Annotated in this window: 19 protein-coding genes; 12 read left to right on the top strand and 7 right to left on the bottom strand. The window is 72.0% G+C overall.

Features of this window, described 5'->3' with window-relative positions:
• Nucleotides 1–6: 6 nt before the first annotated feature.
• The 4 genes from galE to LSF15_RS01520 all read left to right on the top strand — a co-directional run bounded on the left by galE (nucleotide 7) and on the right by LSF15_RS01520 (nucleotide 6,397).
• Complete coding sequence (gene galE / locus LSF15_RS01535) at nucleotides 7–981, top strand: UDP-glucose 4-epimerase GalE (RefSeq protein ID WP_232496759.1); 975 nt, start codon at nucleotides 7–9, stop codon at nucleotides 979–981.
• Between the two features lie 146 nt (nucleotides 982–1,127).
• Nucleotides 1,128–1,448, top strand: coding sequence for a WhiB family transcriptional regulator (locus tag LSF15_RS01530; RefSeq protein WP_232496965.1), 321 nt, complete (start codon nucleotides 1,128–1,130; stop codon nucleotides 1,446–1,448).
• Nucleotides 1,449–1,857: 409 nt separating this feature from the next.
• The gene (locus LSF15_RS01525) at nucleotides 1,858–4,929 is read left to right on the top strand and encodes a glycosyltransferase (RefSeq protein WP_232496758.1); all 3,072 of its coding nucleotides are present in this window, start codon (nucleotides 1,858–1,860) and stop codon (nucleotides 4,927–4,929) included.
• A complete protein-coding gene (locus LSF15_RS01520; protein WP_232496757.1) occupies nucleotides 4,919–6,397 on the top strand; it encodes a DUF5719 family protein in 1,479 nt (492 codons plus the stop codon). The genes LSF15_RS01525 and LSF15_RS01520 overlap by 11 nt, the downstream gene beginning before the upstream one ends.
• Nucleotides 6,398–6,425: 28 nt before the next feature.
• On the opposite strand, the gene LSF15_RS01515 is transcribed toward LSF15_RS01520, so the two are convergent.
• Nucleotides 6,426–6,866, bottom strand: coding sequence for a hypothetical protein (locus LSF15_RS01515; protein ID WP_232496756.1), 441 nt, complete (start codon nucleotides 6,864–6,866; stop codon nucleotides 6,426–6,428).
• Between the two features lie 63 nt (nucleotides 6,867–6,929).
• Between LSF15_RS01515 and LSF15_RS01510 the strand changes: the two genes are divergently transcribed.
• From LSF15_RS01510 to ahcY, 3 genes are all read left to right on the top strand, one after another.
• On the top strand, nucleotides 6,930–7,145 hold the full coding sequence (locus LSF15_RS01510) for a DUF3499 family protein (protein ID WP_232496755.1): 216 nt from the start codon (nucleotides 6,930–6,932) through the stop codon (nucleotides 7,143–7,145).
• Complete coding sequence (locus tag LSF15_RS01505) at nucleotides 7,142–8,575, top strand: phosphomannomutase/phosphoglucomutase (protein ID WP_232496754.1); 1,434 nt, start codon at nucleotides 7,142–7,144, stop codon at nucleotides 8,573–8,575. Before LSF15_RS01510 ends, LSF15_RS01505 begins: the two co-directional genes overlap by 4 nt.
• 192 nt (nucleotides 8,576–8,767) lie before the next feature.
• Entirely contained in the window at nucleotides 8,768–10,249 is a 1,482-nt protein-coding gene (gene ahcY, locus LSF15_RS01500; protein ID WP_232496753.1) for an adenosylhomocysteinase, read from the top strand.
• 33 nt (nucleotides 10,250–10,282) lie between these two features.
• On the opposite strand, the gene LSF15_RS01495 is transcribed toward ahcY, so the two are convergent.
• Nucleotides 10,283–11,125, bottom strand: a complete 843-nt coding sequence (locus tag LSF15_RS01495; RefSeq protein ID WP_232496752.1) for an RDD family protein — start codon at nucleotides 11,123–11,125, stop codon at nucleotides 10,283–10,285.
• Nucleotides 11,126–11,142: 17 nt separating this feature from the next.
• On the opposite strand from LSF15_RS01495, the gene LSF15_RS01490 reads away from it, so the two are divergent.
• Nucleotides 11,143–12,138, top strand: coding sequence for a stage II sporulation protein M (locus LSF15_RS01490; protein ID WP_232496751.1), 996 nt, complete (start codon nucleotides 11,143–11,145; stop codon nucleotides 12,136–12,138).
• A gap of 154 nt (nucleotides 12,139–12,292) precedes the next feature.
• Here LSF15_RS01490 and LSF15_RS01485 read toward each other — a convergent pair whose 3' ends face one another.
• Genes LSF15_RS01485 through LSF15_RS01465 form a run of 5 tightly spaced genes read right to left on the bottom strand, consistent with a single transcriptional unit; the run spans nucleotide 12,293 to nucleotide 17,847 of the window.
• Entirely contained in the window at nucleotides 12,293–13,630 is a 1,338-nt protein-coding gene (locus LSF15_RS01485) for a DUF58 domain-containing protein (protein WP_232496750.1), read from the bottom strand.
• A 17-nt stretch (nucleotides 13,631–13,647) separates the two neighbouring features.
• Nucleotides 13,648–14,700 (bottom strand): AAA family ATPase, encoded by a 1,053-nt coding sequence (locus tag LSF15_RS01480; RefSeq protein WP_232496749.1) that lies wholly within the window; start codon nucleotides 14,698–14,700, stop codon nucleotides 13,648–13,650.
• Nucleotides 14,697–15,983: a DUF4350 domain-containing protein gene (locus LSF15_RS01475; RefSeq protein ID WP_232496748.1), complete on the bottom strand. Its 1,287-nt coding sequence runs from the start codon at nucleotides 15,981–15,983 to the stop codon at nucleotides 14,697–14,699. Before LSF15_RS01475 ends, LSF15_RS01480 begins: the two co-directional genes overlap by 4 nt.
• On the bottom strand, nucleotides 15,980–16,651 hold the full coding sequence (locus LSF15_RS01470; protein WP_232496747.1) for a DUF4129 domain-containing protein: 672 nt from the start codon (nucleotides 16,649–16,651) through the stop codon (nucleotides 15,980–15,982). The genes LSF15_RS01475 and LSF15_RS01470 overlap by 4 nt, the downstream gene beginning before the upstream one ends.
• The gene (locus LSF15_RS01465) at nucleotides 16,648–17,847 is read right to left on the bottom strand and encodes a hypothetical protein (protein ID WP_232496746.1); all 1,200 of its coding nucleotides are present in this window, start codon (nucleotides 17,845–17,847) and stop codon (nucleotides 16,648–16,650) included. The genes LSF15_RS01470 and LSF15_RS01465 overlap by 4 nt, the downstream gene beginning before the upstream one ends.
• 180 nt (nucleotides 17,848–18,027) lie before the next feature.
• Between LSF15_RS01465 and mtrA the strand changes: the two genes are divergently transcribed.
• From mtrA to LSF15_RS01445, 4 genes are all read left to right on the top strand, one after another.
• The gene (gene mtrA, locus LSF15_RS01460) at nucleotides 18,028–18,708 is read left to right on the top strand and encodes an MtrAB system response regulator MtrA (protein ID WP_232496745.1); all 681 of its coding nucleotides are present in this window, start codon (nucleotides 18,028–18,030) and stop codon (nucleotides 18,706–18,708) included.
• Nucleotides 18,709–18,716: 8 nt separating this feature from the next.
• Nucleotides 18,717–20,474 carry an MtrAB system histidine kinase MtrB gene (mtrB, locus tag LSF15_RS01455; RefSeq protein ID WP_232496744.1) on the top strand — a complete coding sequence of 586 codons (1,758 nt, stop codon included), beginning with the start codon at nucleotides 18,717–18,719 and terminating at the stop codon, nucleotides 20,472–20,474.
• A complete protein-coding gene (locus tag LSF15_RS01450) occupies nucleotides 20,467–22,155 on the top strand; it encodes an LpqB family beta-propeller domain-containing protein (protein WP_232496743.1) in 1,689 nt (562 codons plus the stop codon). Before mtrB ends, LSF15_RS01450 begins: the two co-directional genes overlap by 8 nt.
• A gap of 93 nt (nucleotides 22,156–22,248) precedes the next feature.
• Entirely contained in the window at nucleotides 22,249–23,061 is an 813-nt protein-coding gene (locus tag LSF15_RS01445; protein ID WP_232496742.1) for a ComF family protein, read from the top strand.
• Nucleotides 23,062–23,066 lie beyond the last annotated feature (5 nt).

Genomic DNA, 23,066 nt, shown 5'->3' with positions numbered 1-23,066 from the left:
CGGAACATGAGCTGGCTGGTCACCGGGGGAGCAGGCTACATCGGTGCGCACGTCGTGCGCGCATTCCAGGCGAAGGGCATCGACACCGTCGTCGTCGACGATCTCTCGTCGGGGCGGCGGTCGTTCCTCACCGACGACGAGCGGTTCGTGCAGGGCTCCATCCTCGACGGCCGGCTGCTCGAGGACGCCTTCGAGAAGTTCCACGTGCAGGGCGTCGTGCACCTCGCGGGCTTCAAGTACGCGGGCGTCTCGGTGAAGCGTCCGCTGCACACCTACCAGCAGAACGTCGCGGGCACCTCGATGCTGCTTGCCGCCATGGAGGCGAAGGGCGTCGACCGCATCGTCTTCTCGTCGAGCGCCGCCGTGTACGGCACGCCCGACGTCGACCTCGTCACCGAGACGACCCCGAAGCATCCCGAATCGCCATACGGCGAGTCCAAGCTCATCGGCGAGTGGCTGCTCGCCGACCAGGCCCGTGCCACCGGCCTGCGTCACACGAGCCTGCGCTACTTCAACGTCGTCGGTTCGGGCACGCCCGAGGTATTCGACCCGAGCCCCCACAACCTCTTCCCGCTCGTGTTCGAGGCGCTCCTCGACGGCCGCACGCCGCGCATCAACGGCGACGACTACCCGACGCCCGACGGCACGTGCGTGCGCGACTACATCCACGTGGCCGACCTCGCCGAGGCGCATGTCGTGGCGGCGCAGCGCCTCGACGCGGGCGAACCCATCGAGCCCGTCTACAACCTGGGTTCGGGCGACGGCGTCTCGGTCGGCGAGATCATGCGCGCCGTGGCCGAGGTCACGGGCATCGCGTTCGACCCAGAGATCGCGCCGCGTCGCGAGGGCGACCCCGCACGCATCGTCGCCTCGGGCGAGCTCGCCGCACGCGACCTCGACTGGCGCATGCGGCACTCGCTCACCGAGATGGTCGCGAGCGCCTGGGAGGCCCGCCGGTCGGCCCCGGTTGATAACGTCTGACGAACACCCGGCGTGTCGCTGCGCGCGTAAAGCCTCGACGGGCGGTTGAGGGTTTACGATCTGCGACTTGACTCTCACGAATTACAACGGTGTAATTGGTCGTGACACACCCCTCGGGGTGTTGGTACAACTGGGTGGGAGACGATATGGGAAATCCTGAATATCGTTCTGGAGTACCTGACGATTGGTTCATCGATCCGGTCAGGCTGGGAGTTCCCGGCGTGCGGCCGGTCGTCGATGATGACAATCCGTTGGCGTGGCAGAGCGACGCACTGTGCGCGCAGACCGATCCCGAGGCGTTCTTCCCCGAAAAGGGCGGTTCGACCCGAGACGCGAAGAAGATCTGCACCGGTTGCGAGGTGCGTTCCGAGTGCTTGGAGTATGCACTCTCGAACGACGAACGCTTCGGCATCTGGGGCGGTCTCTCCGAGCGCGAGCGTCGCAAGCTTCGCAAGCGCGCGGTCTGACCCTCACCGTGGGTTGAGGAGCGACGAAGGCGGTGGGTCGAGGAGGCGCGCCAGCGCCGTCTCGAGACCAGCGTCTCGAAACCCCGTGTCCGCGGGCCGGGGTTTCGAAACGTCGCTTCGCTCCTCCTCAACCCGCTCGCATTCGCCTCGCGGTTTCGAGACGTCGCTTCGCTCCTCCTCGACCCGCGGCGGTTTCGAGACGTCGCTTCGCTCCTCCTCAACCCGCGATGGTTTCGAGACGTCGCTTCGCTCCTCCTCAACCCACGATGGTTTCGAGACGTCGCTTCGCTCCTCCTCAACCCACGGTGGTTTCGAGACGTCGCTTCGCTCCTGCTCAACCCGCGGCGGTTTCGAGGCGCGCCCGGTCGAGTGACGGATGCCGCGGGGCGGGCCGCATAGGCTGACCCCGATGTTCCCCAGAGTCACCGCCATACTCGTCGTGCACCGGGGCGGCGACCACCTTCGACGCACGCTCGCCGCGCTCGCCTCGCAGACGCGCCAACCCGACGCACTCGTCGCCGTGCTCACCGAGGCCGATGCCGACGCCCGCGAGCAGATCGCGGCCGCGTCACCCACCCGCATCGTCGAACTCACGCAGCACCTCCCGTTCGGAGAAGCGATTCACGCTGCCGACCGCGTCCTCGACGATCCGGGGTCCGACGCCGATGCGCTGTGGCTGCTCACCGAAGACAGCGCGCCGGCGCCCGATGCGCTCGCCGCGCTCGTCGCCACCCTCGAGACCGCGAAGCTGGTCGCGATCGCCGGGCCGAAGCTGCGCGCATGGGACGAGCCCGAGCGCATCGCGAGCTTCGGTCGCACGATGACGCGACTGGGGCGAAGCGTCGCACTCGTCGACGACGAGCTCGATCAGGGCCAGCACGACGGCCTGAGCGATGTGCTCGGCCTCGACCCGGCCGCGCTCCTCGTGCGCCACGGCGTCTGGCGCGAGCTCGGCGGATTCGACCCGGCCCTGCCGACCGTCGACGACGCCCTCGACCTGTCGGTTCGCGCCCGCCTCGCGGGGAACCGCGTGGCGGTCGTGCCCGAGGCACGGGTCGAGTTCGCCGGCAACGGCGTGGCCGGCCCGCTCGCGGGGTCGCGCGCACGGGTGATTCGTCGACGCGACCGAGCGACCCGCGCCGCGCAGCTGCATCGCCGGCTCGTGTATGCGCCCGTCGTGGCCATGCCGCTGCACTGGCTCACGTTCCTGCCGCTCGCACTGGCGCGGTCGGTGCGACTGCTCCTCGTCAAGGCACCAGGTGCGATCCCCGGCGAATGGGCAGCCGCGTTCACCACGATGTTCTCGGGCGCTCGCGTGCCGCGTGCCCGCCGTCAGCTGAAGCGCTCGCGCACGGTGGGCTGGTCGGCGATCGCGCCGCTGCGCATGCAGCCCGACGAACTGCGCCGACGGCGTCAGCACGCCGCCGAGACGCGCCGCGCGAGGGCCCGCGGCCGCACCGAGGAGCTGCAGTTCCTCGGCACCGGAGGCGGTTGGGTGCTCCTCGTCTCAGCAGCGGCATCCGTGGCGCTCTTCTCATGGCTCATCGGCGCCACCGGCGTCGGTGGCGGGGGGCTGCTTCCGCTCTCCGACGGGCTCGCGGCCCTCTGGCGCAACGCGGCGTACGGGTGGCGCGACATCGGCACGGGATTCGTCGGGGCCGCCGACCCGTTCGCCGGCGCGCTCGCCGTACTCGGCTCGATCACCTTCTGGGCGCCGTCGTTCGCACTCGTGCTCGTCTGGCTGCTGGCGCTGCCGGCGGCGGCGATGGGAGCGTGGTTCGCGGCGTCGCGCCTCACCGAGCGCGGCTCGGTGCGGGCGGTCGCCGCACTCGTGTGGGCGTTCGCGCCGCCGTTCCTCATCGCGCTCGGCGACGGACGCCCCGGAGCCGTGCTCGCGCACGTACTGCTCGGCTGGCTCGCATTCGCCGCGTTCGGGGCGGCGACCTCATGGGCGGCCGCGGCGACGGCCTCGCTGCTGTTCGCCGCGGTCATCGCTGCGGCGCCGAGCCTCACGCCGGCGCTCATCGTCGCCTGGGCGGTCGCGCTGGCCTTCAGCGGACGAGCGTGGGTACGCCTGGCGCCGCTGCCGATCCCCGCCCTCGCCCTCGCCCTGCCGCTCGTCATCGAGCAGGTCGGCCGGGGCAATCCGCTGGCGTTGCTCGCCGATCCGGGTCTCCCGGTCGGCAGCGCCGTGCCCACGACATGGCAGCTCGCTCTCGGCTTCCCCGATGCCTCGTGGGGCGGGTGGGACACCTTCTTCGAGGGCATACCGAACGTCGACTTCCGACTCGCGCTGAGCGCGCTCATCCTGCCCCTCGTACTCGTCGCGTTCGCGGCCGTGGTCGCGCCGCGCCTCAGGTCGGCCGCACTCGCGCTCGGCCTCGGACTGCTCGGGTTCGCGACCGCCGTCGGCGCGTCGCACCTCGCCGTCGCGACGGTGGGCCCCACCGACATCCCGATCTGGACGGGCGCCGGCCTGAGCCTCACCTGGCTCGGCCTCGTCCTCGCCGCGGTCGTCGCACTCGACGCCATGCGGCGAGGCCCCGCGCTGCTCGGATTCGTCGCGTTCGCCGGCGTGCTCGCCGCCGTGCTGCCGACCGCGCTCGGCATCGCCACCGACCGGGTCGCGGTCGCCCCGGCCGCCGAGCGCACCCTGCCCGCGTTCGTCGGCGCCGAGGCCCAGAACGATTCGCGGGTGACGACGATGCGCCTCACGCCCGACGCCGACGGCAGCCTGCGGGCCACGCTCGAGCGGGGCCGCGGCGTCACGCTCGACGAGCAATCGACCCTCGCCGACACCGCAGCGACGCTGTCGGCCGACGAGGAGCAGCTCGCCGAGATCGCCGGCAACCTCGCCTCGCGCAGCGGCTTCGATCCCGATGCCGCGATCCGCGAGTTCGGCGTCTCGTTCGTGCTGCTCGACGCGCCGTCGGCCGACGCCGAGCGTGCGGCGGTCGCGACGGCCGAGCGGGCGCGCAGCGCGCTCGACGGCAATGCCGCACTCCTGGCGGTCGGCGAGACCGATTTCGGCGTGCTCTGGCGCTTCGTCGACGCGCAGGCGGATGCCCCGGCGGCGCAGATCCCCGAAGACGCGGGCGGGTGGCAGGCGGCGCTCATCACGGCCCTCCAGATCGTCGTGCTCGGCGCGGCGCTGCTGCTGTCCATCCCGACCGGTGCCGGTCGCGAGCGCGATCGCCGATCGACGGTGCGTCGCACGACGCTCGCCCCCGGGCCCGGGCCCGGGCCCGAACCAGTGACCGAGCGTGATGCCGAGGCGGAGCCCCAGGCCGAGCCGGAGCCGGAGCCGAAACCGGAGCCGGAGGCCGAGGCCGAGCCGGAGCACGAGCCGGAGCCCGAGCCGGAGCCCGAGCCGGAGCCCGGACCGGAGGCCGAGGCCGATCCCGAGGCCGATCCCGATCCCGAATCTGCGGCCGAGCACGGCCCCGCACCTGAGCGCGAGAGAGACGACGATGGCCGATAAGCTCACCCTCGCCCGCACCGCGGTGCGAATCGGAGCCCGCGGGCTCGCCGTGCTCGCCGTCGCCGGCGTCGGGGTCGGCGCCCTCGCCGCGGCGGCGCTCGTGCCCTGGCCCGAGCATCGCGCCGAGGCGCCATCGCTCGTCGTGGAACCGGCCGAGACCGGTCAACTGCGCGTCTGCCCGGGCCCGCTGCTCTCCATCGGCGAGGACCCGACCGCCGCGACGACCGCGACCTCCGTCGGATCCGCCGACGTGACCTCGGGCGCAATGCCGCCCGACGCCGACGTCACCGAGACGCCGCTCGCAGCCCCCGACAACTCGCGAGCCGACGCCGATGGCGCGCCGCTCGCGCTCACGACCGAACCCGGCGCGGTCGACGCCGGAATGCTGGCGGGTGCGCAGTCGCAGACCGTCACGCGCGAGGGGCTCTCCGGGTTCGCCGCGGCATCGTGCACCGAGGCCGTCGCCGAATCCTGGCTCGTGGGCGGAGCGACCGACGTCGGGCGCACAGGCCTCGTGCTGCTGGCCAACCCCACCGCGGTCGCCGCGACGGTCGATGTGCGCGTGATCGGCGAGACCGGCCGCGTCGATGCGCCGTCGGCGCTCGGCATCATCGTGCCGCCGGGCAGCCAGCGGGTGCTCTCGCTCGCCGGCCTCGCCCCGAACCTCGTCTCACCGGTGGTGCACGTCACCAGCACGGGCGGCGCGATCGCCGCAAGTCTCGAGCACTCGGTCATCGAGGGTCTGACTCCCGCGGGCGTCGAGCTCGTCGGCCCGACGGCCATGCCCGCCACGACGCAGGTGATCCCCGGATTCGTCGTGCCGAGCGACGGCGGGGTCGCCCCGGCCGACGACCACGCCGAGGGCGACGACTTCCCCGCGGTGCGACTGCTCGCGACCGGCGAGGAACCGGTCCAGGTCTCAGTGGGCATCGTGTCGGAGTCGGGCGGGGGCGACGGGTCGACCGTGGACGTCGCCCTCGAACCCGGTCTCGTGACCGACGTCCCGCTCGGCGAACTCGACGCCGGGGAGTACACGATCCGGCTCGACGGCGACGGACCGTTCGTCGCGGCCGCCCGGGCCACGACCGGCGTCCCCGAACAGCAGACCGATCCCGACGGGGCCGACCCCGGGGCATCCGTCGACCTGGCGTGGACCACCGCGACCGTGCCGCTCATCGACACGGCGGTGGTCGCGGTGCCGCGCGGGCCATCTCCGGTGCTGCACCTCGCGAATCCCGATGGCGACGAGGTCGAGGTGCGCTATACCGCCGACGGCGATGAGCGCTCGATCACGATCCCGGGCGGTGGTGCGGCATCCGCCGACCTCGACGCGCAGTCGGTCGTCGAGCTCTCGGGTGTCGCCGGCGTGCACGCGACGGTGACGTTCTCGGGTGACCAGGCCCTCGCATCCTTCGCGGTGCAGCCGCCCGGGCCGCTCGACACGCCGATCCGGGTGTATCCGCGCTGACGCCGCGCCGATCGAGCCCTGACGCCCGTCAGAGGTGCCGGTACCGGCCGGGCGCGAGCTCCCACGGGTCGCGGCCGAGGAAGTCGGCGATGGCGCGGAACACGCAGCTCTCGATGAGCAGCTTCTCGTCGCGCTCCTCACCCTCTTGAAGACGCAGGAAGCGCACGATCGGGAGCCGGAAGAAGACGATGCGGCGCTCGTCGTGGTAGACCTTCCACCGATCGATGTGGTCGTCGTGGATCGCCTCGGCGGGGCCTTGCGCGACCTCGAACACGACCCCTTCGAGCTCGGGCCAGAGGCTGCGAAGATAGGCGGCGGTGGTGCCCACCGTGAGCTCGAACTCGTCGAGGCGGTTGTGCAGCATCGGCAGGTGCGGACCGGTCACCGCCGAGCGCATGCCGCGGCCGTGCCGGTCACGGGCGAGCCGCCTCGGGGAGCGCGGTACGGCGACACGGCGGGAACGAGGCATACCCTCCATCGTACTGAGTCGCTTCCGACGACCGGCCGCCCTCGTCGCTACTCTTGATCTGCCATGAGACGTTGTTCGCGAACCGCATGCGCCGCCGAGGCGGTCGCGACACTGACGTTCGACTACGCCGATTCGATGGCGGTACTCGGCCCCCTCGCCCTGGTGCGCGAGCCGCACGGCTACGACCTGTGCTCACGCCACGCCGAACGCACGTCGGCGCCGGTGGGGTGGCAGATCGTGCGGCATGTGTCGCTCGGTGAGGTAGGTTTCAAGGCATGAATCCGGCTGCACCATCCGATGTTCGCGCGCGCCTCGAGGCCGTCGTGAAGGCCTACGACGTCCGCGGAATCGTGGGCGAGGGACTCACCGAGCCGATCGTCGAGGCACTCGCCGCAGGGTTCGTCGACGAGGTCGGCGCGGCCGGCGGCACGGTCGTCGTGGGGCACGACATGCGCGACTCCTCGCCCGGGTTCGCGGCCGCGTTCGCCCGCGGGGCCGCCGCGCGCGGTGCCGACGTCGTCTCGATCGGGCTCTGCTCGACCGATGAGAGCTACTTCGCATCGGGTTCGATGAACGCCCCGGCGGCGATGTTCACCGCGAGCCACAACCCGGCCGCGTACAACGGCATCAAGTTCTCCCGCGCCGGCGCACAGGGCATCTCGCTCGGCACCGGGCTCGCCGCGATCCGCGACCGTGCCGCCGACTACCTCGAACAGGGCATCCCGGCCAACCCCGAGCCCGGCGTCGTGACCTCGGCCGACGTGCTCGCCGACTACGCGGCGCACCTTCGCTCGCTCGTCGACCTGGGTGCCATCCGGCCGCTGAAGATCGTCGTCGACGCAGGCAACGGCATGGGCGGGCTCACCGTGCCCGCGGTGCTCGGCGACGCGGCGGGCCTGCCCGCCCTGCCGCTCGAGGTGGTGCCGCTCTACTTCGAGCTCGACGGCACCTTCCCCAACCACGAGGCCAACCCGCTCGAGCCGGCCAACCTCGTCGACCTGCAGCGTGCGGTGGTCGAGCGCGGCGCCGACCTCGGCCTCGCCTTCGACGGCGACGCCGATCGCTGCTTCGTGGTCGACGAGCAGGGCGGCGCGGTCAACCCGTCGACGGTCGCAGCCATCGTCGCCCTGCGCGAGATCGCTCGCGTCGCCGCCGCCGGCGAGACCGACGTCAACGTGATCCACAACCTCATCACGTCGCGGTTCGTGCCCGAGGCCATCGAGCGGGCCGGCGCGACGCCAGTGCGCACACGCGTCGGGCACTCGCTCATCAAAGACCAGATGAAGGTCACCGGAGCCGTCTTCGGCGGCGAGCACTCAGCGCACTACTACTTCCGCGACTTCTGGGGCGCCGACAACGGCATGCTCGCGGCGATGCACGTGCTCGCCGAATTCGGCGCACAGCAGGCGCCGCTGTCAGAGCTCGCGGCCCGATTCACGCCCTACTCGCTCTCGGGTGAGATCAACTCGGTCGTCGACGACGTGCCCGCCGCGTACACGCGCATCGTCGAGACGTTCACGGGCCGTGGCGAGTTCGACGAGCTCGACGGGCTCACGGTCGACGGCATCACCGCCGAGAGCGAGCCGTTCTGGTGGTTCAACGTACGACCCTCGAACACCGAGCCGCTGCTGCGCCTCAATGTCGAGGGCGCCGATGAGCCCACGATGGTCGCAATCCGCGACGAGGTGCTCGCGCTCATCAGGGGCTGAACCGACGAGGTGCTCGCGCTCATCAGGGGCTGAACCCCGGGCTGCTGCTGCCCCACCTCGCCTCTGCTGTCCGCGCCTGTTCCGCGATCAGGGGATTCTCGCGACACGCCGTCCTCTCCGCCCGGGCCCACGGCGTGTCGCCAGAATCCCCGAATCCGGCAACACCGCTCGCGCCCTGCGAGAATGGACGGCATGAGCACGCTGCCCCTCACCACCGCCCTCCCGTTCAAGGTCGCCGACCTCTCGCTCGCCGAAGCGGGCAGGCATCAGCTCCGGCTCGCCGAGAACGAGATGCCCGGTCTCATGGCGCTTCGCGCCGAGTTCGCTGAGGCGCAGCCGCTGGCCGGTGCCCGCATCGCCGGCAGCCTGCACATGACCGTGCAGACGGCCGTGCTCATCGAGACGCTCGTGGCCCTCGGAGCGCAGGTGCGCTGGGCGAGCTGCAACATCTTCTCGACGCAGGACGAGGCGGCTGCCGCGGTCGTGGTCGGGCCGAACGGCACGGTCGACGCCCCCGCCGGCGTGCCTGTGTTCGCGTGGAAGGGCGAGACGCTCGACGAGTACTGGTGGTGCACCGACCGCATTTTCGACTGGGCGGCTGAGGCGGCCGAGGCCGGCGCCGACTGGATCGGGCCGAACATGATCCTCGACGACGGCGGCGATGCCACGCTGCTCGTGCACCGCGGCCGCGAGTTCGAGGCCGCAGGAGTCGTGCCCGAGGCCTCTGCCGACGCGAGTGCCGAGTACCGCGTCGTGCTCGACACGCTGCGCCGCTCCCTCGACGTGGGCCCCTACCGGTGGACCCGCATCGCCGACGAGCTGAAGGGCGTCACCGAAGAGACCACCACGGGCGTGCACCGCCTCTACGAGCTGCACGCCGAGGGTGAGCTGCTGTTCCCGGCGATCAACGTCAACGACTCGGTCACGAAGTCGAAGTTCGACAACAAGTACGGCATCCGGCACTCGCTGCCTGACGGCCTCAATCGTGCCACCGACGTGCTCATGGGCGGCAAGGTCGCGTTCGTGGTCGGTTACGGCGACGTCGGCAAGGGCGCCGCGGAGGCGTTGAGAGGCCAGGGCGCCCGCGTCATCGTCAGCGAGGTCGACCCGATCTGCGCGCTGCAGGCCGCCATGGACGGGTACCAGGTCGCCCGCGTCGACGACGTCGTCGGCGACGTCGACATCTTCGTCACCTGCACCGGCAACAAAGACGTGATCCGCCGCGAGCACATGCTCGCCATGAAGCACCTCGCGATCGTCGCGAACGTCGGCCACTTCGACAACGAGATCGACATGGCCGCGCTCGAGTCGCTCGAGGGTGCCGAGAAGGTCGAGATCAAGCCGCAGGTGCACGAGTGGCGCCTGCCCACGGGTCGCTCGATCCTCGTGTTGAGCGAGGGCCGGCTCATGAACCTCGGCAACGCGACGGGACATCCGTCGTTCGTCATGTCGAACTCGTTCACCAACCAGGTGCTCGCCCAGATCGAGCTGTGGACGCGTCCCGACGCGTACCCCGTCGGCGTCTACGTGCTGCCCAAGCACCTCGACGAGAAGGTCGCGCGCCTGCACCTCGACTCGCTCGGTGTGACGCTCACCGAGCTGAGCCCCGAGCAGGCCGCCTACATCGGCGTGCCGGTCGAGGGCCCCTACAAGGTCGACCACTACCGCTACTGACTGAGCGGATGTCGCAGAGCGCGGACGGGCTCGTCAGCGCTCGGGGAACCCCGCCGGCGTCGAGTTGAGCACCGGCCCGAGCGCGGCCATGCGCGCCGACTCGAGGCCGAGCGCGGTGAGGTCGCGTTCGCGCCGCAGCGCGGCGACTCCGGCGAGGAAACGCTCGGCAGGGGCATCCGGAACCGGCGAGACGTAGGGCGCGACTTCGGCGGCGAGGGATGTCGCGAGCCGCAGCCGGCTCTCGGACACGAGGTGATCGGCGTTGGTGAAGAACGCGGCGACCCGTCGGGCGAGCGGGTCGGGAAGACGCCCGACGTCGGCGATCGTCGCCCAGCCGGTCAGCTCGACGTGGACTCCGAACGCCGTCGAGGGCACGCGCGGGACCCGTTCGACCTGCGCGTGAGTGCCGGCGAGCAGGTCGCCGAGCCGCTTCGACGAGGGGTTCAGGAAGCCGACGAGCACGGCCAGTCCTCCGAACGTCAGGTAGATCTCGATGACGCCGGTGAGGGCGCGGATGAGCGCGTGCCGGAATCCGGCCGCGCCGCCGTCGTCGCGCACGACCCGCAGTCCGAGCGCGAGCTTGCCGAGCGAGCGACCGCGGGTCGCCGTCTCGACCGCGGTGGGCACGATGACGATGACGGTGACGATGCCCGCGATGAGGATGGCGCGGAACGCCGCCTGGTCGACGCCGAGCCCCGAGACCGCCCACAGCAGGCCGAGGAAGAGCACCACGCTCACAAGCACGTCGATGGCCGCGCCGCCGCCGCGGATGAGCGCGCTCGCGGGGCGCACGTCGAGTGAGACGGCCTCGCCGGTGAGCACCCCGTCGTCGTCGAACCGGGCGACTCTGACGAAGGCGGCGGTCGATTCGGCCATGGGTAGTATTCAAGCAGATGGACCTCGACGCTCTCGCCGCCGCCCGCCAAGACGACTGGCAGCGTCTCGACGCGCTCGCGCGACGGCGCCGGCTCGCGGGGCCCGAGACCGACGAGCTCATCGAGCGCTACCAGGCCGGGGCATCCGACCTGTCGCTCGTGAAATCGACCGCCGGATCGACGGCGCTCGGCGACCGGCTCTCGATCTCGCTCGCCCGCGCCCGCCTGAAGTTCACCGGCGCGCCCGAGAACCCCCTGCGCCAGCTCTCGCGGTTCGCCGGTGTGAGCCTGCCCGCGGCCCTCTACCGGCTGCGCTGGCTCACCCTCGCGGTCGCCCTCGCGACGTTCGTGATCGCGGGCCTCTACGCCTGGTGGATCAGCGGCGATCCGCGTGCCCTCGCCGCGCTCGGCAGTCCCGGCGAGCTCGAGCAGCTGGCCGAAGAGGGGTTCGTCGCCTACTACTCCGAGAACCCCGCGGCGTCGTTCGCCGGCATGGTCTGGACGAACAACGCATGGATCGCTGCGCAATGCATCGCCTTCGGCGTGCTCGGCGTGTGGGTGCCGTGGGTGATCCTGCAGAACGCACAGAACCTCGGGGTGACCGCCGCCGTCATGTTCGCCTACGACGAGGCAGACACGTTCTTCCTCTACATCGCCCCGCACGGCCTGCTCGAGCTCACGTGCGTGTTCGTGGCCGCGGCCGCGGGGCTGCGCATCTTCTGGGCCTGGGTGGCACCGGGGCCGCGCCCCCGCGGCATCGCGCTCGCCGAAGATGCCCGGTCGTTGTTCACGGTCGCCATCGGGCTGGTGTTCTTCCTCTTCGTCGCCGGCCTCATCGAGGGCTTCGTGACGCCGGCACCCTGGCCGTGGGCCGTCAAGATCGGCATCGGGGCGCTCGCCCTCGGCGGATTCCTCGTGTACATGCTCGTGCTCGGTGGTCGGGCCCGCCGGGCGGGCGCGACCGGCGACCTCGTCGAGTTCGAGGCCGGGGCGACGCGCATCGTCGCGGGCTGAGCACGCTGAAGGTGGCGCATCGGGCAGCCTGACCTTTGGGTTGACAGGACATCGGCCGGTTCACAGGACACCACGGGCGCTGCCTCGTCCTGCGAACTGGTCGATGTCCTGCGAACGGGCAACCGGCGGGTGCCTCGCGGATTGGCCGCCGGCCTCAGAGCTTGCCGGATGCCTTCAACTCGAGATAGCGGTCGGCGAGGGCGGGCGGCAGCTCGTGCGGCGCCGCGGTCACGGTGAGGGCACCGAGCCGGCGGATCGCCGCACCGACGCGCTCGGCGTCGTTGAGACCGCGCTCGGCCGCGGCGGCGCGATAGACCTCGTCGAGGTCGCCGCGACTGCGGCTCGCGTCGATGAGCGCCGGGTCGGCGACGGATGCCACGACCACGGTGTGCCGTGAGGTGAGCTGCGGCAGCACCGAGAGCAGCCCCCGCGCGCTGCCGGGGGAGTCGGCGGCGGTGATCAGGACGACGAGCGCGTGGCGACTGGTCACCCGGCGCACCTGACCCGGAACGATCGCCCAGTCGGCCTCGACGAGCTCGGCGTCGATGCCCGCCATCGTGTCGACCATGCGCGCGAGCAGCTCTGGGCCGGTGGCGCCGTGCACGCGGCCGCGCAGTCGCCGGTCGGTGGCGAGGAAGTCGACCTTGTCGCCGGCGTGGGTGGCGAGCGCCGCGAGCAGCAGCGAGGCCTCGTAGGCGGTGTCGAGCCGGGGTTCGTCGGCGATGCGGGCCGCGGCGGTGCGCGAGGTGTCGGCGACGATCACGATGCGGCGATCACGTTCGGGGCGCCACGTGCGCACCATCAGCCGCATGCCGCCTGGCACCTCGGGGTCGGCATGTCGCGCGGTCGCACGCCAGTCGACCGAGCGCACGTCGTCGCCGCGCACGTACTCGCGGATGGAGTCGAACTCGGTGCCCTGGCCGCGGATGAGCAGCGGGGTTCGGCCGTCGAGCTCGCGCAGCCTCGTGAGCCGCGACGGCAGGTGCGCGCGAGAGTGGAACGGCGGAAGGACACGCACCCGGCCGGGCGAGGCGAGGGTCGCCTGCCGTGACCAGAGCCGCAGCGGCCCCGCAGACCGGATCGTCACCTGCGTCGTGCGACGGTCACCGCGACGCTGCGGCAGCAGGTCGAGCACGATGCGCCGTCGTTCGCCGGGCGGAATCGACCGAGCGGTGCGGTTGGGCCCGATGACGCCGGCCGACGGCTCCCACGCATCACGCATCGTCGCGCGAAGCGTGCGGGGACCGAGGTTGTGCACCGTCAGCACCGAGGTGACCGGCTCGCCGAGCCGCACCCGATCGGGGAGCTCGCGCGTCAGCGCCACGCGCCGCGGCGACGCGGCGAGGGCCAGGTCGACCGACGCCGCCACGATGACGATGAGCAACCATCCCACGAGCGCGAGCCAGGCCTCGGGCGCGCCGGCGAGCCCCGCGACGACGACGGGGACGACCCCGAGCGCGAGGACGAGCGCGAACCGACCGGTCGGTGCCATCTCAGATCAGCGCCATCTCAGAGGGGGACCTGCACCTGTTGCACGATCGAACGCAGCACCGCGTCGACCGACACACCCTCGAGCTCGGCCTCGGGCCGCAGTTGCACCCGGTGCCGCCACACGGGCAGCAGCATCGCCTGCACGTGGTCGGGTGTGAGCGACTCGTAGCCGGTGAGCCACGCCCACGCCTTCGAGGCGGCGAGCAGCCCGGTGGTGCCGCGCGGGCTCACGCCGAGCCGCATCGACGGGCTGCGCCGGGTGGCGCGAGCCAAGTCGACGAGGTAGCCGAGCACGTCGTCCTCGACGCGCACGGCCGCCGCCGCCGCGCGCGCGGCAGCGAGCTCGGCCGCTCCGAGCACGGGTTCGACGCCCGCCGCGGCGAGGTCGTGCGGGTCGAAGCCGTCGGCGTGCCGGCGCAGCAACGCCAGCTCGGAGTCGCGCTCGGGGATGTCGAGCACGAGCTTCAGCAGGAACCGGTCGAGCTGCGCCTCGGGCAGCGCGTAGGTGCCCTCGTACTCGATGGGGTTCTGCGTCGCGGCGACCATGAACGGGTCGGGCAACGGCCGGGTGACGCCGTCGGCCGAGACCTGGCGCTCCTCCATGGCCTCGAGTAGCGCCGACTGCGTCTTCGGCGGGGTGCGGTTGATCTCATCGGCGAGCAGGATGTTGGTGAACACCGGCCCTTCGCGGAACGCGAACTCGCCTGAGCGCGGGTCGTAGGCGAGCGAGCCGGTGACATCGCCCGGCATGAGGTCGGGCGTGAACTGCAGTCGCCGCGTCTCGAGGCGCAGCGTGCGGCTGAGCGTGCGCACGAGCAGGGTCTTGGCGACACCCGGCACCCCCTCGAGCAGCACGTGGCCGCGGGTCAGCAGGGCGATGATGAGCCCGGTGACCGCGCCGTCTTGGCCGACGACCGCCTTGCCGACCTCGGTGCGCACACGGTTGAGGGCGGCACGCAGTTCGTCGTCGGGGTGCGGGGGAGCCGCACCGGCCGCCGTGCCCGCCGGTGCGCCCGGCGCGGCGTCGGCCTGCTGCGGGGTCGTCGGATCGGTTGCGATCGGGTCGGTCATGGTCGCCTTCCTGCGGTGTCGTCCCCGGCTTCGGGGTGGGATGTCGCAGGCGCGAGCGTGGCCCGCACCTGGTCTTCGAGCGTGGTGAGTTCGGCGGCGAGCCGCACGAGATCTCGATCGCCGGTGGGTGCGTCGTCGGCGAGGATTCGGCGCACCGCGGCCGGCTCACGTCGGGTCGCCGCGGCCGCGGCGGAGGCGACGTCGTCGACGTGAGCGGTGCGTGGCAACCGGAGCGCCGAGGCGATGCGCTGGATGGCGCCGATGCGCAACTGGTCGAGCGCGTGGGTGCGCGCGGTGTTGCGCGCGTACAGGCGGGCGCGCCCTTCGCTCGTCTCGCCGGCGGGGATGTGCACGGGGAGGTTCTCGGCGACGAGCGGGCCGAATCGACGACCCTGCCACACGCCCGCGGCGATGACCACCATGATGGCGAGCACGAGCACCGGGCTGACCCAGCCGGGCGTCAGGTCGGCGAGGGTCGGCGCCGCGTCGGCGTCGGCGTCGCCCGGACCGGGGAGGTACCAGACGAGGTCGTGGGATGCGCCGGCGAGGCCGATGGCGAGGGCGGCGTTGCCGTGCTCGGCGATGCGGCCGTTCTCGAAGGGGGTCGTGGCGGCGACGACGGCGATCTCGGAGCCGCCTTCGGCGTCGCCGAACACGACGGCATGCCCGAACTCGCCGTCGCGGAAGCACCCGACCCACCCGGCGTCGAGCGCTTCGTCGTCGACGGCCAGGAGGCGCTGCCCGTCTGAGAGGGACGCCGCGCGCTGGGCGGTCGGCACGGCGCAGTCGACGTCGTCGAGCGCGCCCGTCGCCGCACCGGCGTGACGCACCCCGGGCGCGATCGCCTCGAGTGCGCCGAAGCCCGGCTCGACGACCACCAGCCGGTTCGCGACGACGGCGAGCCGTGCGAGCCGATCGTCGCCGAGCAGACCGTACTCGTCGTAGATCACGACGGTTGCGCCACCACGGGCGCCCTCGAGTGCCGCATCGTACGAGCGAGCGTCGGTGACGGTGACACCATGATCGCCGAGGACCTCGATGAGCGCCCTCGCGCCGGTCGGGGCCGGGTTGTCGGCGCCGAGCCGTGGGCCGCCGCCGCTCACCGCGCCCTGCACGACGAAGAGCACGACCGCGCCGAGGACGAGCAGCGCGGCGAAGCCGAACCAGATGCGGCGCCGGCGCACGCTCGCCCGCAGGGTGGGCGTGAGGGCCACCGCGGCGTCGATCGGGCCAGGCTCGGCAGTGCTCGCGGTTGCTCGGGCCACAGCGGGTGCACCGCTCATCGCACGGCCTCGGGAGACGCGTCGGCCGGTGCCGGGACCTCGGCCGAGCGTGCAGCCGCGAGCCGTGTCTCGAGCGCGGTGACTCGCTCGTACTCGGCCGGGTCACCAGGCTGCCCGAGGTAGCGCACCGCCTCGAATGCGGCGGCCGCGGCACGGAGTTCGGCATCGTGCTCGGGGAACGCGCGCGTCGTGGCATCGGCGAAGGCGCGTGCCGTCGTGCCGGGGTGCACGTGCACGAGGTCGCGATCGACCAGTCCGCGAACGATCGCACGGAAGCGCTCCTCGATCGCGAGCGGCCAATCGCCTGCGGTCGCGGCCGCGGCGGCTGCGCGGCGCAACGCGGCGAGATCGCGTCGGTCGCCGTCGTCGAACAGCGGCACCGTCGCGGGGTTGACACGACGCAGACGCGGGAGCCCGAACACGAGGAAGGCGACCACGACGAGGGCGGCGACGACGATCACGACGATGAGCGTGAGGACGGGACCGGGCACCCCGGTCGCGCCGGCGAGGAGTTCGGCGAACCAGTCGCGCACGGCCTGCATCGCGAGGTCGAACGCGGTGGGCTGCGCCGCCTGGTACTCGGGCTTCGAGAGCTCGTCGGTGAGCCACTGGCGCGCCTCATCGGCGTCGGGAACGAGCGGGGTCGCCGCCGGCGAGGTCGAGATCACGTCGCAGGCGCCCCAGCGGTTGCGGGCGGCGCGAACGGATCGCCGACCGGGTGGCCCGCGTCGCGCATCTCGACGGTGCGCGCGAGCTCGAGGTCGAGGCCCTCGTGACGCATGCGCAGGTCGACGTAGATGACCGCGACGAGCGCCGCCTGCACCACCGCCGTGATCGCGCCGATCACGATGGAGAGGATGAGCGTCACGACCGTCGTGATGATCGTGACAGTCAGCCCTGCGCCCGTGCCGTTCGGGTCGATGAGCACCGAGACGATGCTGCCGAGGAGCGAGATCGGCTGCACGACGACCTGCGCCGCGAAGTTCAGGATGAGCGCCACGAGCAGCAGGGTGCCCAGCGTGCGCCAGAAGTAGCCGTTCGTGAGCCGCCACGATCGACGTACGGCGGTGCCGATGCCCGCGCCCTCGAGCACGATGATGCTCGGCACGATCGAGAGCTTGGTGCCGATCCAGAAGGCGAGCACGGCGACCCCGAGCCCCCCGAGCAGCGTCGCGACGATCGCGACGACCAGGGCGGCCGGCGACGTGACCGCTCCGACGACGATGACGGCGACGAACGCCGCGACGATGAGGAGCACCGCGAGCGTGACGATCGCGGTCCACCCGAGCAGCGGCCCGATGCGCTTCGCGGCCCTGCGCCACAGCGCACCGAAGCTGAGCCGCTCGCCGAGCGTGCCGGTCGCGACCTCGACGACCATGACGCCCTGCAGGAACGCCGCCGCGACGACCGAGATCGCGATCGGCACCAGCATCACGAGCAGGAAGCCGCCGACGCTGCCCGCCAGAAGGGCGTCGAGGTCTTCGGATGCCGCGTTCTCGATGCGCGAGAACGTGAAGATGAGGAACGGCACGACGACGGCGATGGTCGCGACCGCCGAGACGAGCTGCACGACGAGGCCGCTGCCGAACGTGGCCGCCGGGTTGCGCCGCAGCACGGTGAACGGCGCCCACAGCAGGGTGCCGAAACCCAGCGGCCGCAGCGGAAGCAGTCCGGGCTTGGGCGGCGGCGCCCACGCGCCCGGTGCGCCGTGCAGGGGCGGCGGCAGCGGTGCGCCGTAGGGCGAATCGGATGACCCGCCGCCGGGCTGCGACCCGTACCCGGGTGCGGGCGCGCCTGAGGGGGCGCCGGGGACGGGGCCGGGCGAAGGAGCGCCGCCGGGCGCCTGCCAGTCGTGATCCGACACCTGTACGCGCTCCTTCCGGCGGGGTTTCCCCATGCTTTCACATTCGACCGACCTCCGCGGCGGCCCTCGCATCGCACGATGGCCGTCCACGGGACATCCGGCCGCCCGTCGGCCTGAACGGCTAGTGTTGACGCACTGGATTCTGCCCGGCTCACCGCGGCGACTGACAGAGAAGAACAGATGCCTCCACGCGTACTCGTCGTCGATGACGACACGGCCCTCGCCGAGATGATCGGCATCGTGCTGCGCACCGAGGGCTTCGAGCCCGTGTTCTGCGCCGACGGCTCAGGCGCGCTCGCCGCGTTCCGCGAGTCGAAGCCCGACCTGGTGCTGCTCGACCTCATGCTGCCCGGTGTCGACGGCATCGAGGTGTGCGGAAGGATCCGCGCGGAGTCCGGCACGCCGATCATCATGCTGACCGCCAAGTCCGACACTACCGACGTCGTGCGCGGCCTCGAATCGGGCGCCGACGACTACATGGTCAAGCCGTTCAACCCGAAAGAGCTCGTGGCGCGCATCCGTACCCGCCTGCGCCCCTCACCCGAGCCGGTCGCGGCGACGCTCGGCATCGGCGACCTCGTCATCGACGCCGCCGGTCACGAGGTGCGTCGCGGCGAGACCCGCATCAACCTGACGCCCCTCGAGTTCGACCTGCTGCTCACGCTCGCCTCGAAGCCCCAGCAGGTGTTCACCCGCGAGATGCTGCTCGAACAGGTCTGGGGCTACCACTACAAGGCCGACACCCGGCTCGTCAACGTGCATGTGCAGCGCCTGCGCGCGAAAGTCGAGCACGACCCCGACAACCCCCGCATCGTGATGACGGTGCGCGGCGTCGGCTATCGCGCCGGCGCGACGACCTAGGGCGGCCGATGACGGCGGCGGCCGAGGCTCGGGGGCGGTTCCAGCCCGGGTGGTGGCGAGAGGAGCCGCGGCGCCTCGTCGCGCTCTGGCGGCGCTCACTGCAGTTCCGCACCGTAATCATCACGCTCGCCCTCTCGTCGCTCGCGATCCTCGTCATCGGCGCCTACATCTCGTTCAGCGTGGCGTCGAACATCTTCCAGCAGCAGCTCGACCGCGTGCTCGACGCCTCGAACAACGCGACCGTCGCGGCGCAGCGCATCCTCGACTCGTCCGACGCGGCCGATCGAGCATCGCTGCAGAGCCTCATGAGCTCGACCGTGCGCACGGTGCAGTCCGTCTCGGGCAGCGCGGCGATCGCGTACTTCCGGGCACCCGACCAGGAGCCGAGCGGCATCGCCCCGCCCGACCGCGGTGCGCCCGACCTCAGCAGCGTGATCACGCCCGAGCTGCGCGAGCGGGTGCAGGCCAACCCTGGCGGGCAATTCTGGCAGTCGGTCGCGCTCGAGAGCCGTGACGGCGGCACCGATCCCGGCGTGGTCGTCGGCAGCGACCTCGAGGCGCCCCCCGGCGCCGGCCGGTACGAGCTCTACATCGGCTATAACTTCGCCGCCGCGCAGGACTCGCTCGCCTTCATGCAGCTCGTCGGCATCGTCGGTGCGATCGCGCTGCTCGCGTTGCTCACGGTGATCATCTTCCTCGTCGTGCGGTGGGTGATCGAACCGATCCGCACCGTGGCGGCGACGAGCCGGCGCCTCGCCGCGGGCGATCTCGGCGTGCGCATGCCCTCGCGCGGCGAAGACGAGCTCGCCACGCTCGCGGCCTCGTTCAACGGCATGGCCGACAGCCTCCAGGCGCGCATCCGCGAGCTCGCCGAGCTCTCGGTCGTGCAGCAGCGGTTCGTGTCCGACGTCTCGCATGAGCTGCGCACCCCGCTCACGACCATCCGGCTGGCGGGCGACGTGCTGTACGGCCAGCGCGATGACTTCCCCGGCCCGACCTCGCGCACCGTCGAACTGCTGCACACGCAGACCGATCGCTTCGAGGTGCTCCTCGCCGACCTGCTCGAGATCAGTCGGTACGACGCCGGATCCGTCGAGCTCGCGACCGAGCCGACGAACCTCGTGCACCTCGCGGGCGACGCGATCGAGTCCATGAACGAGCTCGCACGGGGTCGCGGCAGCGAGCTCCGGCTCGTCGCGCCGGGCGGGCACCTCGACGCCGAGGTCGACCCTCGCCGCATCCGGCGTATCGTGCGCAACCTGCTCGGCAACGCGATCGAACACGGCGAGGGCCGCCCGATCGTCGTCGCCGTCGACAGCAACGCCACGGCCATCGCCCTCTCGGTGCGCGATTACGGACTCGGCATGACCCAAGACGAGAGCGCCCGTGTGTTCGACCGGTTCTGGCGAGCCGATCCGAGTCGCACGCGCACCATCGGCGGCACCGGCCTCGGGCTCGCGATCTCGCTCGAAGACGCCGTCGCGCACGGCGGCACCCTCGACCTGTGGTCACGGCCCGGCGCCGGCACGGTGTTCCGCCTCACGCTGCCGCGCACAGCCGACGCCGCAGCGGTCGTCTCGCCGCTGCCGCTCGAGCCCGACGACGCCGGGGCCGAAGGGCCGCCGCCGACGGGCATGATCAGGGCGGTCGAGGACGATGCGACGCAGACGGGCGACGGGTCCGGCGCGATCGCGTCGGATGTGTCCGATGCTCCGCCCGCGGCATCCCCGTCGGCTCGAACCCCCGAGGAGGCCCGCGATGCGTAGGCGACGCGCCGCTGCGACATCCCTCGCCCTGATCCTGGTCGCTATGCTCACGGCCTGCGTGTCCCTGCCGAGTTCGGGTCCGGTCACCGCCGGTGACCCCGAACCGGTCGAGGAATCGCTCGAGCTCGACACGTTCGCGCGCGGGCCGCAGACCGATGCGACGCAGGAGCAGATCGTGCAGGGCTTCATCGAGGCCGCGGCGAGCCCGCGTGGCCGCTACCAGGTGGCGCGCGAGTATCTCACGCCGGCGTTCGCCGAGGTGTGGCAGCCCGACGAACGCGCGACCATCGACGTGCTCGCCGATCGCGCCTTCGAGCAGACGAGCGAGACGACGATGGTCGTCGACGTGACGCCGACCGCCTCGCTCACCTCGAACGGGCAGTACGACCTGCCCGAATCGAGCGCCGAGGTGCAACTGCCGTATCGGCTCGAGCAGGTCGACGGGCAGTGGCGCATCGCGGAGGCGCCGCAGGGCCTGCTCGTCGACGAGCTCACGTTCGAAGAGGTGTTCCTTCCGCAGGCGCTGTACTTCTACGACACCGAGTACCGCTACCTCGTGCCCGACCTGCGCTGGTTCGCCGGTCGCGACTCGGTGCAGACGAGCATCGTGCGGGGGCTGCTGGCCGGGCCCGCCGAGTGGCTGGAGCCCGGCGTCGTCTCGGCGTTCCCCGAGGGAGTGCAGCTCGACCCGAACTCCGTGCCCGTGTCGAGCCGCGCCGCGAGCGTCGGTCTCTCCGGCGCCTCGTTCGACGACCTCGTCTCGGTGCAACGCATGCAGGCGCAGCTCGACGCCAGCCTCGTCGGCAGCGTGCGAAACGTCGACGACGTCGTGCTGTCGCTCGATGGCGCCGAGCAGAACGTGCCCGCCCTGTCGCCCCAGCCAGAGGTGAATCCGCGGGTCGACCCGCGACCGGTCGTGTTCGACGGCACGAGCTTCGGGCACCTCTCGAGTTCTGGTGAGTCGATCGAGCAGATCTCGGGGATCTCCCCGCAGGTCGAGGGGCTCGCCCCCGACGGCGCCTCGGTCGGGCCGGGCGCAGAGGCCGTCGCGGTGCGATCTGCCGGCGGTGTCGCGATCGTGCGCGCCGACGAGGACGCGGCGCCGCTCGATCCCAGACCGGGCCTCGTGGTGCCCGACATCGACCCGCAGGGCGTGGTCTGGTCGGTTCCTTCCGATGCGCCCGGCGAGCTCGTCGCATTCCTTCCCGACGGCACCGAGCTGCAGATCCTGGTGCCGTGGTCGGGGAGTTCGATCGCGGCCATCGAGGTGTCACGCGACGGCACCCGCATGATCGCGCTGCTCGGCGACGGGGCACGCACGCAGTTCGTGGCCGCCTCGATCGAGCGCGACGGTGACGGGTTCCCGACTCAGCTCGGACCCGTGGCACTTCGCTTGTCGAGCGTGGCCGGCACGCCGCTCGACGTGGCGTGGCTCGACGCCCGCCGGGTCGCGTCGATCACCGCACTGCCGGGCGGCGAGACCCGCGTCGTCATCCAGGTCGTCGGCGGATTCGCCGAGGTGATTCAGGGCCCGGCCGACGGCATCTCGGTCGTCGGCGGCAACGGCGAGCGAGACCTGCGGGTGCTCACATCAGCGGGCGCACTCGACGCGCGCAGCGGCGTCGGATGGCAGGTCCGCGCGACCGGCATCCGCTTCACCGCGACGCAGCAGCCCGACTGAGCACGCGTCCTCGACAGGCGCACACGCTCCCGGCCCATCCACATCTCCGATGCCAGCGGGTCGCAGGCGATCGAGGTCGTCGAGACTGAGCGGATGTCCCGCCCGGCGCATCACCACGACCCCGCGGCCCGCGACCGCGGCCTTCGCGCCCGCCTCGCCTCGGCCGCGCTCGACGCGCTCGCGGTGCTCGCACCCGTCGCATGCTCGGGCTGCGGGCTCGCCGACCGGGCCGTCTGCGACGACTGCCGCCGCGAACTCGACCCTCACCCGACGCTGGTCTCCCGCCCAGCCCTCGAGCGATTCGACGGGCCGCCGGTGTGGGCAGCGCTGCAGTACGCCGGGCCCGTCGCGGCCGTGATCGGGGCATTCAAGGACGGCGGTCGCACCGACGCAGCCCCGTTGCTCGGGCGGGCGCTGCGCGCCGCGGTCGTGTGCGCTCTTGCCGACGCGCCCTCCGGCCCGCCGATCGAGGTGTGCACCATCCCGTCGACGGCCCGGGCCTTTCGCGACCGCGGATACCGCCCCGTCGAGCTCATGCTTCGGTGCAGCGGCATCCGATCGGCGTCGGTGCTGCGCCTGGCGCGCGATCGCGCCGACCAGGCCGGGCTCGGTGTCGAGGCCCGCCGTGCCAATGCCGAGGGTGCCCTCGTGGCCCCGCGATCGCTCGACGGCCGACGATTCCTGCTCGTCGACGACGTGCTCACGACCGGTTCGACGCTCGCCGAGGCGATGCGCGCGCTGGCCGCAGCGGGCGCGGTGACGGTCGGCCTCGCAGTGCTCGCCGAGACGCCGCTGAGGCGGTCGTCGGGCACAAGAGACTCATGGCAAACATTCCGTGACAATGCCGTGTCGGGCGACTACGGTGGCAGGACAGGCGTGGTCGATCCACCCTCTAGAACCGGGTGACACGC

The organism is Agromyces humatus (assembly GCF_021228295.1).
Lineage (GTDB): Bacteria > Actinomycetota > Actinomycetes > Actinomycetales > Microbacteriaceae > Agromyces > Agromyces humatus.
The sequence above is the reverse complement of the archived record's forward strand: the minus strand, read 5'-3'. Positions and strand labels throughout refer to the sequence as shown.